13 protein-coding genes and 1 pseudogene are annotated in these 17,867 nt (G+C 42.7%); 11 read left to right on the top strand and 3 right to left on the bottom strand.

Annotated features, from left to right (window positions below; genetic code table 11):
• Nucleotides 1–6 precede the first annotated feature (6 nt).
• The 5 genes from ACE1CM_RS01045 (at nt 7) to ACE1CM_RS01065 (ending at nt 8,256) form a co-directional block, all read left to right on the top strand.
• On the top strand, nt 7–1,752 hold the full coding sequence (locus tag ACE1CM_RS01045; protein WP_374875550.1) for a hypothetical protein: 1,746 nt from the start codon (nt 7–9) through the stop codon (nt 1,750–1,752).
• Nucleotides 1,753–1,778: 26 nt separating this feature from the next.
• Nucleotides 1,779–3,305: a hypothetical protein gene (locus tag ACE1CM_RS01050; protein ID WP_374875551.1), complete on the top strand. Its 1,527-nt coding sequence runs from the start codon at nt 1,779–1,781 to the stop codon at nt 3,303–3,305.
• Nucleotides 3,306–3,458: 153 nt separating this feature from the next.
• On the top strand, nt 3,459–4,940 hold the full coding sequence (locus ACE1CM_RS01055) for a hypothetical protein (protein ID WP_374875552.1): 1,482 nt from the start codon (nt 3,459–3,461) through the stop codon (nt 4,938–4,940).
• 114 nt (nt 4,941–5,054) lie between these two features.
• Complete coding sequence (locus tag ACE1CM_RS01060; RefSeq protein WP_374875553.1) at nt 5,055–6,626, top strand: hypothetical protein; 1,572 nt, start codon at nt 5,055–5,057, stop codon at nt 6,624–6,626.
• 25 nt (nt 6,627–6,651) lie between these two features.
• A complete protein-coding gene (locus ACE1CM_RS01065) occupies nt 6,652–8,256 on the top strand; it encodes a hypothetical protein (protein WP_374875554.1) in 1,605 nt (534 codons plus the stop codon).
• A 431-nt stretch (nt 8,257–8,687) separates the two neighbouring features.
• Here the strand turns inward: ACE1CM_RS01065 and fmt are convergent, their stop codons facing one another.
• From fmt to ACE1CM_RS01080, 3 genes and pseudogenes are all read right to left on the bottom strand, one after another.
• Complete coding sequence (gene fmt / locus ACE1CM_RS01070; protein WP_374875555.1) at nt 8,688–9,701, bottom strand: methionyl-tRNA formyltransferase; 1,014 nt, start codon at nt 9,699–9,701, stop codon at nt 8,688–8,690.
• Nucleotides 9,702–9,885: 184 nt separating this feature from the next.
• Nucleotides 9,886–11,203, bottom strand: a pseudogene (iscB, locus tag ACE1CM_RS01075) (RNA-guided endonuclease IscB).
• A gap of 311 nt (nt 11,204–11,514) precedes the next feature.
• Nucleotides 11,515–12,279, bottom strand: a complete 765-nt coding sequence (locus ACE1CM_RS01080; RefSeq protein ID WP_374875556.1) for an OmpA family protein — start codon at nt 12,277–12,279, stop codon at nt 11,515–11,517.
• Between the two features lie 456 nt (nt 12,280–12,735).
• Between ACE1CM_RS01080 and ACE1CM_RS01085 the strand changes: the two genes are divergently transcribed.
• The 6 genes from ACE1CM_RS01085 to ACE1CM_RS01110 all read left to right on the top strand — a co-directional run bounded on the left by ACE1CM_RS01085 (nt 12,736) and on the right by ACE1CM_RS01110 (nt 17,866).
• Entirely contained in the window at nt 12,736–13,626 is an 891-nt protein-coding gene (locus tag ACE1CM_RS01085; RefSeq protein ID WP_374875557.1) for a hypothetical protein, read from the top strand.
• Between the two features lie 316 nt (nt 13,627–13,942).
• A complete protein-coding gene (locus ACE1CM_RS01090; RefSeq protein WP_374875578.1) occupies nt 13,943–15,619 on the top strand; it encodes an abortive infection protein in 1,677 nt (558 codons plus the stop codon).
• 514 nt (nt 15,620–16,133) lie between these two features.
• Complete coding sequence (locus tag ACE1CM_RS01095; protein WP_374875558.1) at nt 16,134–16,292, top strand: hypothetical protein; 159 nt, start codon at nt 16,134–16,136, stop codon at nt 16,290–16,292.
• 79 nt (nt 16,293–16,371) lie between these two features.
• Nucleotides 16,372–16,929 (top strand): histidine kinase dimerization/phospho-acceptor domain-containing protein, encoded by a 558-nt coding sequence (locus tag ACE1CM_RS01100; RefSeq protein ID WP_374875559.1) that lies wholly within the window; start codon nt 16,372–16,374, stop codon nt 16,927–16,929.
• 162 nt (nt 16,930–17,091) lie between these two features.
• Entirely contained in the window at nt 17,092–17,475 is a 384-nt protein-coding gene (locus ACE1CM_RS01105; protein WP_374875560.1) for a hypothetical protein, read from the top strand.
• On the top strand, nt 17,468–17,866 hold the full coding sequence (locus tag ACE1CM_RS01110) for a hypothetical protein (protein WP_374875561.1): 399 nt from the start codon (nt 17,468–17,470) through the stop codon (nt 17,864–17,866). The genes ACE1CM_RS01105 and ACE1CM_RS01110 overlap by 8 nt, the downstream gene beginning before the upstream one ends.
• Nucleotide 17,867 lies beyond the last annotated feature (1 nt).

Genomic DNA, 17,867 nt, shown 5'->3' on the forward strand with positions numbered 1-17,867 from the left:
AAAAATATGGATAATTTGCAACCGATCGTACTTAGCGCCGCTCTCACTCTAGCATTTTTCTGGGCGATCAAAATCAATAATCACAAGTTAGGCGTTTGGATATTTTTACTGCTTGGGATACTACCTTTAATTTTCATATATCTTCGATATCCAGACTTTCGTGTTTATGACTGGCATGGTTTCTTACACGCCAGTATTGTTTACCAAATTATCAACGGAAGTATACCACCCAACAACCCAATTTTAGCTGGAGAACCACTACTATACCCCTGGGGTTCTCATCTTCTGGTAGCGAGTATAGTGTCTTTACTTCACCTATCTCCAGCAACTGTTTTTGCCTTGTTGAATCTCTGTTTTTTAGCGCTGACATTGATTCTAGTATTCAAAATTTCTCTTTTTTTATACTCTGATAGAGTAGCAGGATTGTTTGCAGCATTTATGTCAATATTTGGTATAACATTTGTTCATAGAGGCCCGTTTGCCGAGGGATTAAACAAAATAAATTTTCTCGTAAATGTGAAACTATTTAGGATGGACATTCGAGCAACACCAGTTATTTCTAAGTTTGCATCTAGCGGGGCAAATAATCAGTTTGGTATACTGCTATTCGCGCTTTTTATCTATTCTATTCTACATATATTTTGTCATGTAAAAGTGGGTAAAATATACTATTTTACTGTTTTTATTTCAAGTCTGGGTATAGGTTTTTTTTACCCAATTTATTTGCCGGCGATCGCTGCAAGTAGTTTAGCCTGCTGTGCGGTAATATATTTTCAGCAGGGTCGATTATTTTTAAATAAAATCCTTGGCTTAATTGCATGTATAGTTTTAAGCATTGTACCCATACTGCCCTATTTACATCAAATTACTACAGGAAAGGTACAAACCGCAGCAATAACTTTAGCGCTTTTCAAAAAACAACATTTGTTTACCCAAAGCTTTACCTATTTTATTACTGTTTTGCCTGTTTTAATTATTATATTTTGGAAACGAAAACTCCTCCTTAAAATACTACTTAACGCAAATCTATCTGTAATTATATTAATAACTATAGTGGTGACAACAGCTCTCATGTGGATTTTTATGACTTCTCCAACCGGGGTTGAATATAAATACTTAATTCTCAGTCTTTTTACTTTGGGTATTTTCAGTAGCTTCTGTTTTAGAGATCTGTACTCAAACCAAAGAATAATTTGTTTTATATTATTATCAATCTTTCTAATTCCAATGAGTTCTTTCATTCTTTATGATAGCGGTCAAAAACCAATTACCGATCCGTATATCGAAAAGGGTATGTATCTTTTTCATAAGCAGCCGAACGAGAATGCTTTGTATAGCTATATAAGTAGTGAAACTAAGCCTGATGCCTTATTTGTAGACTCATACTTAACAATTCCTGTATTTGGAAGACGACAACTGTATATAGGTTTGGATATTCGGCGGAAAAGTTTTGGTTGGGGAAAAAATGATGGATGGACAAGTACTGCAAAAAGATTGCTTAGCGAGCAAGGTTACCCATCTGAAATAACTGATTTACGAAGAACAGTAGCAAGTGATTTTTATGATAAAACAAGCAATAAAATTAGCAAATATACAGTAGATAAATTAGCTAAAATATCAAAAAAAAATGATGTTTATGTAGTTGCTAGAGATGTCAAAACTAACAACAAAATTGCCAAAAGCGAGCATTTCAATAAAGTATTTGAAAGCGGCGTTACGGCAATTTATAAATTCTCGAATCGCGTTAATTAGACAAAATGTTGTGCAGTTAGAAAAACATGATGATGAAAACTATTATTAAAGTAGCGCTAATTTCTTTGTTGTGGATTGCAGCAATCAACCCAGGCCCAATTTACGGAGATACTCTAGCCAGATTAGATATGGCTCATGCTTGGTGGACAGGAACTGAAGAAATTTCTTTACCACCAGATTATAAACCGAAATCTAGATTAGAAAATATTGGTGTATTAGGGGTGGGAGGGAAACGTTATATCCCCTATGAAGTGGGTCAATCTTTATTAATGCTTCCTGGTGATTGGTTGGGAACTCAACTGCACAAGATATTCCCGCGCATGGAGATCAATTATTTACGACGTTTGGTCGTTAGTCTTCTGATTTTTATACCTCTGAATGTAGCGGCTGTAGTTTCCTGTTTCTGGCTGCTAAGGCTGTTTGACTTTGAAGAGCGCATTGCTGGAATAGCGACTATTACTTTGCTACTTAGCACGACAGTTTTTCACTATGCCCAAGTGCCTCAGCAGAACAATCAAGTGCTGCTGTTTGTCACTCTCGGTTACGCTGCGGCATTAGCTTGCGTGCGTCGCGGGCTTCCTTACTTGGCCTTATTCAGTGGATTAGCGTTGGGTGCTGCTCTTCTAATCAGAATGACCAGTATTATTCATATTTTTACTGTATTTCTGTTTCTGGTAGGCTGCATAGTTTATCAAAGCCGCGACAAGTTTAAGATTCTCAGGGTTGTGGGATGGTGGATAGTTGGCTTTATTCCCTTAGCCCTGCTAGGAAGAGTTTTTGATTATATCCGTTACGGGAGTTTTTGGACTAGCGGACAAAGGTTGGCTGCCCAGCAATGGAATACAGAGCCAATTTTTTCAGGTTTGCCTGAACTGCCTGAAAATTTTCCATTTATCAATCCACCGCACGTTGGCATTTTTGGGGTGCTATTCTCACCGGCAAAAAGTATTTTCATCTATGACCCTTTACTCTTGCCTTGTTTGGTGTTAGGAATTGTTTTTTGGCAGAAACTTTCGCCATATATACAATGGTATCTGATTAACGGTATTTTCAACCTTACATTACATATATTTCTCACGAGTAGGCTCGATTTTTGGCACGGGGATTCTGCTTGGGGGGCTAGATATCATGTCACTTCGGTTCATTTGTTGCTTATTCCTCTAATCCCTCTGTTGATAGAGCGCATTTTATTGGTCAGAGGTTTAACCCAGTGGCTGATGCGAGGCTTTCTTGTACTAGCCATCATAGTTCAGATGAGTTCGGTTATTCTGCGAACTTCGGCAGAGACAGGTCCAATTTTCTTTGCCACGCTTCGCAACCACCTTGAGTTTCGCTTAGGCGATCGCGTAACTAATATTGCTTGTTTAATCAATAGTTCTTTCTCCAACCAGTGTACAGCCAAGCTGTACTACAACGTAAATGGTCTTCTAATCAAGAAAATCTCTCTTCTACCGTTTTCCTTTACTAAAGGTCGAAATTTAGTATTTATTGTTTGGGGATTGGTATTGACACTAGCAATCGTTACTACTGTCATGTTTTGCTTTGTTGGTTAAGATAAAGCCATTCAAACAAAGATGATGGCGGGCTAAGTAACAAAGATAAAATCATAATTTTTTATCCCAGGGATACTCAAAATGAGCGGATAGCAACCAGAGTTCATACCAAACCACTTCTTTGATAATATTTTTGCAATCAAAAACAAAAAAATGGAATTTAACAAGAAAATTTTTAACGTTAAAACATTGCTAAACTTAGTCGCAATAATTGTCACAGTATCAATGTTTTTGAAGAGTGTAATTGATGTAGACCGATCGTATGATAGCTGGTGGTATCATTTGCCATTTGCAGCCAGAATTTGGGGCATTGTTCCAGCTATATCCTATGCTTTTCAAGACTTTGTTGAGGCTCGTTATGATGGGTTTCCCCTGTTGGCACAATTTTTACAGGGATTATTTTGGGTGGTATTCCAGCGAGTTCAAGCTGCAAACTTAGTGAGCTTTTTAAGTTTAATTATATATATTTGTTTTCTCAAATATTATTTTAAGGTACCTCTTTATTTATCAGCGATCGCACTCCTAGCCGTTCCCATGATTCAAATCCATGCAACATCATGCTATGTCGATTTACCAGCTAATGTATGCCTGTCGATTCTGATTTTAATGACTTACCTAATCTATACTCAAAGAGGTTTTTTAACTAAGCGCAATCTATTTGTTATCTTCCTAGCAGCAACTGGTACTGCCAATATAAAGATGCAGTTAATTCCTGTAGTTCTTCTAATTTTATGCTTTGTCGGATTCAAATTAATCTGGTTAGGCTTTAAAGAAATTAAAGCCAGAAGAATGCCATCTAAATCGCTGCTGACTATAGTACCTGCTATTTTCCTGGCTGCTCTGTTGATTTTTGCCACCCCCATGAAAAATATAGTTTTTTATGGCAATCCATTTTATCCGTTAAGAATAGAGATAATGGGTATAGTTTTAAATCACAAGGAACTCTTATACCAAGACTCTCCAGATTATTTAAAAAACGCTTCTAGACCTCAGCGGTGGGTTTATTCAGTTTTAGAAATTAACAGCGCCCCCTGGTCAATAGATCAAGGTAGTAAAAATCCTTCTCAACATAGAATGGGAGGTTTTTTCGGTGCTTATGTTATCTTCAATATCCTCCTTTTCAGTTATATATGTTATCGCTATCGCTCTCGCGAAACTTTAGTTGCTGCCATTTTAGTTATTATTATGTCTTTGGTTGCTGCTTTCATACCTCAATCTCACGAGCTTAGGTACTATATGTTTTGGATGATCTCATTAGTATCTTTGAACTTGTATCTGGTATGTCATTTAGAGCGATCGCCCAAAAATCTGAAATGGCTCGACACCAAAAACTTGGGAATTATATGCGTTCTATTTTTAACATTGGTGATTTTTCAAATCAGAAAGCCTTCTGCTGTTAAACCAAGCTTCTACACGTTTGAAAAACATCTCGAACGTCATGTTGATTTTAAGCTTGTAAATAAGATTTCTCCAGCGGAAGAAGTTTGTATCATTAGTATAACTCCTAATGATTTTCTCTATGCTTCTAAGTTTCATCCCCAATTAAATTATTCCTATTCAGTCAAAGCCACAGATTCTGAAAGCGAATGTGGAGTGCGTAAGGCGATCAAACCTGCCTACCGCCCTTGGCTATAACTAAGCAACAAACTATCGCACTCGGTCTAAAGAGTAATACAAGGGAGGTGAGAAAATGTCAGAAAAAATCTGAAATATAGTCACAAAAAATCCTGTAATTATTTCTTCCTGCTCATGAAAAAAAGTACAAAAATAGCGCTAATTGCCTTGTTGTGGATTGCCGCAATCAATACAGGTTTGATCAACGCAGATGCAAATCTCAGATTGCAAATGGCTCATGCTTGGTGGACAGGTACGGAAGAAGTTTCTCCCAATTATCGACCGGATAGTAGGGTTGCGTACTTTTCTGTAGCCACGGGGGCAGGAGGTAGGCGTTATATACCCTATGACTTGGGACAAGCGATGCTGATGCTTCCTGGCGACTGGTTAGGAACTCAACTGCATCGATGGTTTCCAAAAGTAGGGGAAAGAGATTTTCGGGGTTTGGTAGTTAACTTCGCCATCTTTGTGCCTTTGAATGTAGCTGCTGTAGTTTCATGTTTCTGGCTGCTAAGGGTTTTTGAGTTTAACGAGCGAATTGCTGGTTTAGCGAGTATTAGCTGGTTACTTGGCACTACAGTTTTGCACTACGCCCAAGTACCGCAGCAAAATAATCAATTGTTACTCTTTGTCACCATCGGTTACGCCGCCGCCTTAGCCTGTGTCAAGGGCGGGCGTCCTCACTTTGCTGCTATCAGTGGACTAGCGCTGGGTGCTGCCTTGCTGATTCGGATAACGAGTGCTATTCACATTTTGACCGTATTCTTGTTTCTAGTCGGCTGTATAGCCTATCAAAGCCGCGACAAGCTAAAAATTCTCAAAGTTGCGGGATTATGGATAGTCGGATTTATTCCTTTGGCCTTGCTAGAACGAATTTTGACCTATATCCGTTACGGAAGTTTTTGGACTTATGGACAGAGCTTCTCTTTAAAGCAATTGTACACCGATCCAATTTGGTCTGGTCTGCCCGATCTGCCTGCAAATTATCCCTTGAACTTGCCACCCCATGTTGGTATTTTTGGGTTGCTATTCTCACCCGTAAAAAGTATTTTTATTTACGATCCATTACTGTTGCCTTGCCTGGTGTTAGCCATTGTCATGTGGAAGAGATTTTCGCCTTACATACAGTGGTATTTGATCTGCGGGATTTTCAATCTTGTTTTGCATATATTTATAACCAGTCGGCTGGATTTCTGGCATGGGGAAGCTGCATGGGCAGCTAGGTATCACGTTACCTCTGTTCACCTGTTGTTGATGCCGCTGATAGCTCTATTTCTGGAGTACCTCTTATCTGCCAAAAAGTTGACTATTTGGTTGATGCGGGGAATTCTCGCAGTAGCGATCTGCGTGCAGATTGCCTCGGTTATATTAGTTTTCTCCCTGGAACCTGCTCAGGATCTATTTGTCCCACCCGAGTCTAGCTATTTTCAATTCCGCTTAGGTCAGCGAGTGACTAACATTGTTTGTCAGATAGACAGTTACTTGTCTAATAGTTCGTTCGCCGAACGGTGCATCAGTGGAGACATCAGTCAATTGCCTCGTAGCCAAAGGTATTTTCTCACATACCGCCATCAAGTAGCATTTCTACCGTTTAACTACGTTCGGTTTGGATTCAATCGCAAGTGGGCATTTACTGTGTGGGGAGCGGTATTGACTTTAGCCATCGGAACTAGCATCTGGTTCTGTTTTTTGCATACAAAACGATGAGTTTTATTCAGTAGCTTGAGGAAAAATGAAATCAGTTACAAAAGTAGCTCTGATTGCTTTGTTGTGGATTAGCGTAATCAACACAGGTAAATTCTACAGTATAGATAACTATCTCAGGATGAAAATGGCTCATGCCTGGTGGACAGGTACTGAAGAAGTTTCCCCAGGCTATCAAGCTAAATCTCGAGACGATGTCAGCGCTGGAGTGATGGGGGTGGGCAATAAGCGTTACATAGCCTACGATGTGGGACAGTCTATGCTAATGCTTCCTGGCGACTGGTTAGGTACTCAACTGCATCGATGGTTCCCGAAAATAGAGGTACAAGATTTTCGGGTTTTGGCGATTAGCTTCCTAATTTTTGTACCATTAAATATTGCTGCTGTAGTCTCTTGTTTCTGGCTGCTCAGGCTGTTTGAATTTGAAGAACGAATTGCTGGTTTAACCAGTATCATTTGGTTACTGGGTACTACGGTTTTGCACTATGCCCAAGAGCCTTTTCAGAATAATCAATTGCTGCTGTTTGTCACTATAGGTTATGCAGCCGCCTTAGCTTATGCGAAGCATCAACGTCCTAGCTTTGCTGCGCTCAGTGGACTAGCGCTGGGTGCTGCTCTTTTGATCCGGATGACCAGTATTATTCACGTTCTGACAGTCTTTCTGTTTCTAGTAGGCTGTATAGCCTATCAAAGCCGCGATCGCGTCAAGGTTTTAAAGACTGTAGGATTATGGATAGTGGGATTTATTCCTTTGGCTCTAATAGGACGAGTTTTTGATTACATCCGCTACGGGAGTTTTTGGACTACAGGACAAAGCTTGGCTACTAAGCAATTGCACACCAATTCAATGTTTTCTGGTCTGCCCGATCTGCCTGATAATTATCCCTTTACCAATCCACCCTATGTGGGGATTTTCGGAGTGTTATTCTCACCAGCAAAAAGTATTTTTATCTACGACCCGTTACTGTTACCTTGCCTGGTGTTAGGTATTCTCCTTTGGAAAAGACTTTCGCCTTATATACAGTGGTACTTGATCTGCGGTATTTTCAACTTAGGATTACATGTGGTTTTAACCAGTAGAATGGATTATTGGCACGGGGATTGGGGCTGGGGAGCAAGATATCATGTCACCTCTGTTCACCTGCTGCTTATTCCTCTTGCAGGTCTGTTTATACAGCAAATAAAATCAGCCAGACAGTTGGGTGCATTGCTGATGCGAGGGGTTCTCATACTAGCAATTATGGTTCAGATGGCCTCAGTGACAATGCCATTCAACCTGGAAGTTACTCAGGATACTATTGGAGTCTCAAAATCCCGCGGCTTTACGCTGGCATATCACTCTAGGCTGGGGTTTCGCTTAGGTCAGCGCTTCACCAATATTGTTTGCTTGATTAACAGTTCCTTCTCTAATAATTGCCCTGTTATAGTTGCCGAGCAATTAAGTCCTGCTCAAAAGAGCTTGTTCTTAAACCGCCACAATAGAATAGCATTTCTACCGTTTGACTACGTTCGGTATACATTCAATCGCAAGTGGGCATTTATTGTGTGGGGAGCGGTATTGACTTTAGCCATCGGAACTACTCTATGGTTCTGTTTTTTAGCACAGGGCAAAACGAGCAGTTTTATTCACTAGCTTTGTTTTTGGATTGTGGATTGCATTGAGCCAAAATCCACGCAGTCAACAGGTTATACCAAATCCGGGTTATAAACCCCCTTTATTTTATAGCCCGCGCAGGCGGGCTTTGTTTGTGTAGCCGCGACTTCAGTCGTTAGGAATAAAAGGGGTAATAGAACCGGATTTAGTATTATATCGTTGCAGATTTAGTGGTGCGTCACGAATTAAGTCTCTTCAGGACTAAAGCCAACTGGCACATTAAATTTGGTTTGTAGTAGCGCTTTAGCGAAGACAGCGCTACTACAAGCCTCAAAATTGACCGAGTGGTGTGACAGTTGGCTTTAGTCCTATCTCTTTTTATCAGTCAAATACCTTTAGCCGTCACGCACCCTACACCTGAATTATTCCGAAGCTTTCCGGATTTAATATTATTGTTCGCTCAAGCTATTTTATGGTTGGGAATTAGCAGTTTCAAATATTTCTCCTACGGATAGGCGCGTTCCATTGGCGAAGTCCCATCCAGATTGGGGGCGTTTTCCAGCTGGCTGTATTTGTTGCAATAGTAAAAGTCCAGATCCGGTTTGAATAATTGGACCGATGCCTTTGGCGATGCTGACTACTTCTCCGGGACGCCCGGAATGAGATGATATTGCCGGCCAATTTTGCTCTAATGCTTTTAATTTTGGCGGTAGTTGATGCCAGTAATCGGCGCCAAGGGGTGCGGTGGCGATAATTTTAATGGGATTGCCGCGAAATGTTGCCGTACAATCGGGAAAGAATGCTCGGACTTGGTTGTGGATCGCGATCGCTTCCCTAGACCAATCAACGTTGTAATCTGGCTTTTTGATCGGTGGCGCATAAGTCGCCTTAGCAGAATCTTGAGGTATTGGTTCGATCTCTTGGCGTTCTAGCTTCACCAGTGTTTCCACTAACAAATCTGCCCCCAACTGGGCTAAAGTTTCCCCCAGTTGCTGGGCGTTATCCAATAGCCCAATTGGCGTATAAGCTTTTAACAGCATTGGCCCGGTATCCATTCCGGCATCCATTAGCATTGTGGTAATGCCGGTTTGGCTTTCTCCGTTGTAGAGACACCACTGGATGGGCGCAGCACCCCGATATTGGGGCAAAATCGAACCGTGGACGTTAATGCATCCGATTTTGGGCATATCCAGAATTTTTTGGGACAGTATTTGCCCATACGCCACTACTACGAATGCATCTGCCCCAGCTTGCCGCAGTTGTGCCAGGGTTTCGGTATCTTTTTTCACCCGCGTTGGTTGCCAAACTGGTAACTGATGCGCCAATGCAAGGGTTTTCACGGGGGAAGGAACCATCTGGTTACCCCGTCCTCGACGTTTATCCGGTTGAGTGACAACTGCCAAAACTTCAAAGTCGGGTGTGGCGAGCAAGCGTTCTAGGGTTGGTACGGCGAATTCTGGTGTGCCGAAAAAGACGATTTTCATCAAATTAATAGTTGCTGGATACTCCCGTTAAAATCTGTGATTTAACGGTGAGAGGAAAGCAGCCAGCATATAAACTACCTTCCTCTGTGTAAAGGATTAAAACAGACTTAGTTGTTCTCCTTGAAATCCTTTGAACTGTGGAGAATGCTTTGATTCAGTTGGAACTAACTCTGCCTTGATTTGGCTAGTGTTTTGCTTGACTTGTTTCACCAAAGCTGTAAGTATAACCGTCAGATTTATGCAAGTGACGGCAATACTTGTAATTGATTCCTTGAACTGTATCATTTTTGGTTTTGATGTTAAAGTTGCCAGTTTTACGAACCGCAACTCTACCAACATAACTGCCTACCTTTTTACCTTTGGTAACTACAGCTTTGACGATATCGCCAGTCATAAAGCCATAAAATGATTTCTTTCTGTCTGAGTTTAGGAGAAGTACGAGGGAACCCATACTTATCAGGTTTAACCATTTGACGATCGCCTCTGCCCATAGCTTTGATAATCAGAGGTTGATAACCTGTGATATCTAGACTGTCTGGAGTAGAAATTCCAACACACGCTGCATCCGTCCAATGGCTTTTATTGATGTTTAAACGCTTGCGATTGTATTTGGTTAAACCACCAGAAGCTAGTTCAACAGGTAAACCAGTAGATTCAAGAACTTGCTTTAGTTTCCATCGGGTAGCATTGACGGCAGCGGTATCAGCTAACGGTTGCTTCCGTTGCTTATCAATCTTGGCGAGAACATCTAAGCGAGCGCTCAGAAATTCAGCAGGTAATATGTTTCCTTTGTCCTGGTTGCAGTCAACACAGGACAAAACCAAATTACTGACTTTATCGCTACCTCCTCTTGACTTTGGATGAAAGTGGTCTAGGTTAAGAGGTTTGTCAGTAGCACCGCAGTAAACACAGGTGCGATTGAACTTCTCAAGCAAGTATTCTTTGACCTCATAGCCCCAGAGTTCGCCTTGTTGATACTGCACCCCGCTAATCTCAGGATTCACCATTTTCTGCATATCAAACTTAACCAGTTCTTGACTGATAGCAGAGATTGGAGCGAACTTACACAGCCGTTTTACCCAAGTCTGAATGTTGTAAACGCGAGACATCAAGCTGGGTGGTAACCAACCATCCTGACGACGGCGATTGAGAAATCTTGGCTTACGGTATCTAGTTTTACGTTGACGACGACTTCTGCGTTGCTCTCTTCTGCTGGTCAATGATTCCCTGATAGCAAAGCCACGATGCTCTAGCTCAGCCGCCCAGACAATGTTCGTATCTGAGACTAAAGCTAAACCAGTGAACTTAGCACCAGGGTCAATTTTAATCCTCAATTGCTTTCTGGTATCACTTTGAACCTCCTTTAAAATTATTGTGAACGGGTATTGACGGAATACTGCTGCTTTATGCTCAGAAAGTAGTTTTCTGGCAACAGCCGGATGCACTGGATCGCACGGACTACGATTGGCATCTAGCACAAACACTGCGTTTCTGTTGGACATTGAAAACTCCTATTTCTAGGGTAAAGTTCGCCTAGCCAATGTTATAGAGGCAAGTCATGCCAGCCACACTTTCTAAACCCAACTCGAATGTTTAATGACTGGCAACAGAGCAAAGAACTGGCGAGGCATTCTTTGGTGTTATGACCTCGATAACGTAGTCAGTTAAGACTTAGGCGGGTCAACTATGGACTTGTTTCAAGCCCCCACTAGAATCTATGATTTAGTGGTGGGTTGTTGACGCAGGTTTGGTAATTGGTAATTGGTAATTGGTAATTGGCAATCGCAACGGAGTATTACCGATTACCGATTGACTATTCAACAGCAATTTCAATCCGGCGGTTGCGTTGCAGGTTGACTGGGGTATCGTTGGGGACAAGGGGGCGAGTTTCGCCGTATCCTACTACCAGCCAGTGGTAGCCGTCGCCTAAGGCACTGGATAGATATTGGGCGATCGCTTGGGCTTGCCGAAACGATAAAATGCGGTTGTTTCTCGCTTGTCCTGCCCCATCGGTGTGTGCCCAAATGCGGACGGTGGTTTTGGGGTAGTTTTTCAATTCCCTGGCGATTTTGTCCAAAATTGGTCCTGCCTCTGGACGCAGATCCCCAGATGTGTCTGCAAACAAAGCATCGCTGGGTAAGGTTGCGGTCTTTTGCTCTGGAGAAAAGAAGGGGGTGGAGGCAACAGGGGGTGGTTCGGGATGGAGTTGCTGCTCAATTTCTGCGATTTGCTGGTTTAATTGTGCAATTTTCTGGCGATTGGCGCGACGATTTGGCAGCTTTTTCAACTTTGCCTCCAACTGCTTTAACTCGGCTTCTAGTTTCTCTTGTTCTGCCGCACCCAGTTGGGATGTCGATTGGACAGGCGTTGCTGTTTCTGTCGCCTCGGTAGGCGAAGCAGCGGGATTTGAGGCAGCAACCTCGGGGTCGAGGGATGGCAGTAGATGAGCAATCAGGGGCTTTTCTGGGGTTGGATTGGGGGATCTGATGGCGATCGCCACGCCTGCAAGCGCCGCTAAACCGCCTCCAACTGCCACTAGCAGCAATCTAAAGATAAAAACCAGTAAAAATCGCAGCATATCAGTCGATTTGGCTCTCCACTTCCCTGGATTTTAATTCCTCTTTTCATGCAACCCCCGACGATACAGGCGCTTTTTCCATGCGTCTGGTGCGCTTGGGGAGCGGAAAAATCATAGTGACAAAGTAGCATTTTAGAGCCACTCGAGCAGCCAATCGCAACCAGGAGATTCCGAGACTCCAAGGGATGGGAAAGCTTGGTAACTCAATTCCTAGTTATAGCTAGCAGGCGACAAATTCCACCTTAATTTACGGAATACGACTAAAAAGCCAAATATTTGTCTTTCCCTCGTCCTTATCGCCCTCCTGCTTCCTCTTCCCTCTCGCTCTTAGCAGTATTAAAAAGTTTATAGAATTTTGAACATTTTACAGTCATACCTGGTATACATATAATGACGCTCAACTGACCGTTAGGCGTTGCTCCTCCCACAACAAACGCCTTTATAGAGATTTACTAAATGTCTAAACAACCGTTGCTGCGTGGATGGTTCCTCAACCAAAAATACCCGTTCCTGTTCGCAGGTGTGCTGCTGATGACATCTGGTACTGTCGTTAGCGACTCATCTGCTTTGGCTAACAAGTCTACAGAGACGCGATCGCCATCGGGTCAAGTGCGGGTGCAAAAAGCGAAGGCAATTCCTCACCGGGGAACTGCCGTCCCTCAAGCACAAGAAGCATCGGAAACCGACCCCCTCGGTAGTCCCTATCCGATTCCCTGGAATTGGATTATGAAAACCTACGAGCAAGTTAGCTCGACCAGGGGTTCCGGTGTTCGTCAATATCGCACTCCGGCAGTGATTTCCCCCGATGGGAAGTTTGCCGCTTATACCCGCGTTCAGATGCAGGTTAAGCCGGAATTGTACGAAAGCCGCGTTAGCAGCGTCATGTTTGTGGAAAATCTGCAAACTGGGGAATTGCGGGTCATATCTGCTACTTCTCCCTTGGCGAATACAGCGAAACCGAACGAAGCTGCCGATATGCCGGGGGTGATTTCGGTTTTAGTCCCGGTTTCTTGGTCGGCGGGGGGCGATCGCTTGCTAGCACGCCAGTTTGAAGGCGGTTTGAGCGCCTCGGATGCTTCCGACTACGCGGTGATTTGGGAACGTCAATCAAACCGCGCCACGACTATCGCCCCAGGCGAACATGTCGGGTACAGCAACGCTACTTTGTTGGGTTGGAGTAAAGCCAATCCCAATCAGGTCATCTTCCGCGCTGGCGAATTAGGCGATGAAAAGATGCCGTTGTGGGCAGTTGGCATGAACGGTCAAACCGTCGCCGCCGTTGAAGATCAACCCGTGGTCTTCGGGCGCACTATGCGTTATGCTTGGGCAGGCCCTCAAGCATTTTAATTTGCTAGGGGCGGGCTTTGTGCCTGCCCCTCTATTGTCAGCGGGAGGCGATCGCTGTTATATGGAAAAATATTCTAATTATTAAAGCAATTGCTCCAAATTAAACGATATCCGAATGAGCTTATTTGTCCTTCTAAGCGCGGTCTTTGTTATTATAATTTTAGGGTTATTATTATATAATAAAAAAAGTCAAAATGATAATAGTGAAAGAATATCAAATTACGAAATTTATAGCCAAGATACTTTTTATAAAACAAGTTATTACCCGTTAGAACAAACAATTTCATCAAGCCTCTATCAACCCGTGGGAGTGTGGATGGGAAGGTTGATATTACTATCGAAAGAATTAAGAGAAATACAGGATAAAACTATATTATTTGAAGTTCAAAAGACCGATCGTTTCCATGATAATTTAGTCGGAAAGACTGTAAAATTGAAGTGGAGTGACAAAAAAGAGGTGCAAGAATATGTCCAAACCGTGACGCAGGATGTTCGCTTTACTCAAGAAACTAAAAAGAGTCAAAAATCGGGACAGGTTCATCCAGAAAGATTGAATAACTGGAAAAAAGTTGACCCGTTAGAATCCTTGGCGGGTGCAAGACCCCAGGATGATGTTATAGTCATGCTCAAAAATCCAGCGGTTGTATCTAGGGATAGCGGCGAAAAGGTTTCCCTGGTAATTGACCGAGAACCCGTGCAAGTCACCGGGAGATTTTATGGTTTAGTGACTATTATTAAAAGGAAAAAAAAAGATAGCGATCGCTTCCTAGTTCGTCACTATAATAAAAGCTCAAAACAATTCGACGATATCCCAGAAACAATTCGCATTCCTCAAGTACCAGCTGACCGAGATGGTATTCCCAGATCGACGAATATAAACATAGAATCATCTCCGCTCAATTCGCAAGGTTGGTATATTTATGGCGCCAAAGGTGCGGATGGCATTTTTGTCGTGCAAGCGATTGAACCCCGCGCCATTTTACGACTGAAACCCGATGAAGTGCGGTTGGGATTGCCAGCTGGAAAGTATTATATTAAGCATAAAATTTGGAAAAATGTCGCCAGAGAAAAAGGAACGGCAAAAACCGTTTTACTTGACCCAGTTGCTCAAAAGAAAACCGAAGCAGTAGGTAAGTGGCGCGAGGGAGATCGGGCAATTGTTATTCATACTTTTGGGGGAATAGGCGGGAAAAAAGCAGAACCCACACCCCTGGGAATGGTGACGGGGCATTTTGCTTATGGAATTGCCCGTGTAGTGCGCGATCGCTTCACCAATGAGTTACGCTTTGATATCGAATATCAACAAGTCTACGCCCATAACCCGGATGGAATTATAGCGGGGGCAATTAAATGGTCTAGTTACATGGGAGATTTATGGCGAGGGTGGCTAGGAACTAGACCTGTTTGTGATATTATCGTCAAACTCGATGCCGTCACTGAAGATTACAATTTTGATGGCATTAAATTATCCCCCCTGGCTGAATTTACCCGCCAATTGGATATCATGATGGCGCGTTACCGCATCGGGGATGGAACGGGTGCAGCAATTGTGACGCCTGCGACTTCTTGCGTACAAGACTCGAACCAGGCACTTTACGCGACGATTAAGCAGATTCAAGCAGATATTGCCTCAAATTCCCAAATTCAAGATTGGTTGCAGCGCCATCAGAATCACCCGCAAACATTGCGGTTTCAGAAATTAGTAGAATTGGGGCGATCGCTGGAAAAAAACTTGATTCCCTGGCGAACGGTACGGTCAGATTGGTATTACAGTACCGCTGAATTGGCAGGAACTCGCCAACCAGATAGTTTAATCTTAACCTTGATCAAAGCGATTACAACTTGGCGCACGATAATGCCGCGTCAGGCACAGGATGAAATTGCCACAATTTTATTAAAAAATGGCGGTTCGCTTTGGATAATTCGCACCAATCAAGTGGGAGGTTTTGACCCAGATATTGCACCCCTTGCTACTACTGCTTTTAGGGGATAGAACAACATCAAAAACATCTTCAGGACTGATGCAAGCGCGTTGCCAGAAACCCGGTTTCGACCGTCGTTCTCTGGTTGCCAAACCAACGATTTTTCCTATCACCTTTGTTTCTTTGCGTAAGTCCTGATCTTGTATTGGGCAATCCCAGGAGCGAGCGCTCATATCGTTTACAGTTGCATCGTAATTATATGGTTTCTCTTTAAGTTTGCTACAGATGACTGACGCACCAGACGCACCAGACGGGGAGACCCGGGGATTGATGTGTAGCAAAATATTAACGCAATTTGCTAGTTATAAACTTTGGCGTTGCTAATTGCTAATTGCTAATTGCTAATATATGATTTTTACCAATCGAGCCGTTAGCCATTAACCGCTCCCAGAGAGATAACTAGCAACTTGAGTTATTAGAGAATCGGGATACAACCGGATTTGATATCAAAACAAAAAGATGACAATGTGCTGGATCTGCTTTTAAGCTGAAATCATGACCTCTAGCTAGCTTCAGTACGGAATTATGCAGATCTCCTATCCCGTTGATTTACCGACTCTGGAGCAGGTAATTATTCCCCAAGGTTTAATTGTCAAAAAAAATACATTAATTACAAGTGTAATTACCTGGATGAATCAGGGAATGGGTAGTACTTTGAGCTTATCAGAACAAGATTTTTCCTAGCAAAACCGGCAAAAAAATCATTGTTGCCAGTCGCTGGACGCTGGTGCGCGATGAATCCGGGCAACCCAAATCGATTCTCGTGGTCAGCAGCGACATTACAGAAAAGAAACAACTGGAGCGGCAATTTTACCGGACTCAAAGGCTGGAGAGCTTAGGAACTCTAGCAAGTGGTATCGCCCACGACCTTAACAACGTCTTCACCCCTATCTTAATGATTTCTCAATTACTACCGTTAAAATTCAACGATATCGATCGGCAAACTCAGGAACTCTTAAACACCTTAGAAGATAGTACCAAGCGCGGAGTCGATTTGGTTAAACAAATTCTTACCTTTGCCCGTGGTACAGAAGGAAAACAGATAGTCTTGCAAGTCGGACATTTGCTCAAAGAAGTAGCAAAAATTGCCCAACAGACTTTTCCTAAATCAATTAAAATCCACACTGAAATTCCGGCAAACTCTCTCTGGTCGGTGAAAACCGACCCCACTCAACTGCATCAGGTTTTGATGAACATCGTAGTCAATGCTCGTGATGCTATGCCCAATGGTGGTATGCTCAGCATCCGGGCAGAAAATCGCTTCATCGATCAAACCTATGCCGGGATGAACTTGGACGCCCATGTAGGAAATTACACCTAAAAAGACCGGGAGTGCGGTAGCCCCGTCAATTCATTGCGGCGCCCAAGCACGACGCGAGCAGATTTATCTGCCGTCAATATTGGTTAAAATTAATTAATGCGATCATCCAGGTCAAAACCAGTAGATTATAATTAAAATTTCTGCAACAAGAGGTGACAGTAATTGGCTAAAAGCAGGACTTCATCATTCATCACAGAAATTCCATTGGTTGTAGATAGCAAGCAGCAAAAAGAACTACTGTCTCGCTTTCAAGCAGCAAGGCAACTGTACAACGCTTGCTTGAACGAAGCAATGGCAAGGATGAACCTTGTGAAAAACTCAGAAGCCTTCCAACAAGCCAAACAGATAAATAGAGAAGCCAAGAAAAAAAGAAGTGACGCATTCAACGCTGCAAGAAGATCGTACAGATACTCTGATTACGACATGCAGGCATATGCAACAATTGTCAGTAATCGTTCAAAATGGATAGCCCAACTGCTTGACTCAAACACCCAACAAGTTTTAGCCACTCGCGCTTTTAGAGAAGCGCGAAAAAGTAATGTTTAGGCGAGCCAAAAAAGTTCGCTATAAAGTACCTTCTAGATTTAGAAGCGTTGAAGGCAAAACCAACAAGCAAGGAATTAGATGGAAAGACAACAAGTTAGTTTGGGGTAAATTAATCCTAATCCCTGATATCGACTACCAAAATCCTGTCATCCAACATGGCTTAAATCATCCGGTAAAATACGTGAGCCTGCTGTGGCGAGAACTCAATGGCAAGCAGCGCTGGTATGTCCAGTTAATTAACGAGGGGCAGCCTTATCAAAAAGAGAAAAATTATGTGGCTGATGGTGTTATTGGGCTAGATATTAACATCTCCAACATTGCTTTCGTCGGTGATAACAAAGCCGGACTGCTTCCCTTTGCAGACCAAGTACATTTGACAGTTGACAGTTGAC

The sequence above is a fragment of the Microseira sp. BLCC-F43 genome (assembly GCF_041929235.1).
Taxonomy (GTDB): Bacteria; Cyanobacteriota; Cyanobacteriia; order Cyanobacteriales; family Aerosakkonemataceae; genus Microseira.

What these genes read in the sequence shown, in the direction of transcription:
- ACE1CM_RS01045 (WP_374875550.1), top strand. Translation starts at nt 7, where the DNA reads ATGGATAATTTGCAACCGATCGTACTTAGCGCCGCTCTCACTCTAGCA.
- ACE1CM_RS01050 (WP_374875551.1), top strand. Translation starts at nt 1,779, where the DNA reads ATGATGATGAAAACTATTATTAAAGTAGCGCTAATTTCTTTGTTGTGG.
- ACE1CM_RS01055 (WP_374875552.1), top strand. Translation starts at nt 3,459, where the DNA reads ATGGAATTTAACAAGAAAATTTTTAACGTTAAAACATTGCTAAACTTA.
- ACE1CM_RS01060 (WP_374875553.1), top strand. Translation starts at nt 5,055, where the DNA reads ATGAAAAAAAGTACAAAAATAGCGCTAATTGCCTTGTTGTGGATTGCC.
- ACE1CM_RS01065 (WP_374875554.1), top strand. Translation starts at nt 6,652, where the DNA reads ATGAAATCAGTTACAAAAGTAGCTCTGATTGCTTTGTTGTGGATTAGC.
- fmt (WP_374875555.1), bottom strand. Translation starts at nt 9,701, where the DNA reads ATGAAAATCGTCTTTTTCGGCACACCAGAATTCGCCGTACCAACCCTA.
- ACE1CM_RS01080 (WP_374875556.1), bottom strand. Translation starts at nt 12,279, where the DNA reads ATGCTGCGATTTTTACTGGTTTTTATCTTTAGATTGCTGCTAGTGGCA.
- ACE1CM_RS01085 (WP_374875557.1), top strand. Translation starts at nt 12,736, where the DNA reads ATGTCTAAACAACCGTTGCTGCGTGGATGGTTCCTCAACCAAAAATAC.
- ACE1CM_RS01090 (WP_374875578.1), top strand. Translation starts at nt 13,943, where the DNA reads ATGGGAAGGTTGATATTACTATCGAAAGAATTAAGAGAAATACAGGAT.
- ACE1CM_RS01095 (WP_374875558.1), top strand. Translation starts at nt 16,134, where the DNA reads ATGCAGATCTCCTATCCCGTTGATTTACCGACTCTGGAGCAGGTAATT.
- ACE1CM_RS01110 (WP_374875561.1), top strand. Translation starts at nt 17,468, where the DNA reads ATGTTTAGGCGAGCCAAAAAAGTTCGCTATAAAGTACCTTCTAGATTT.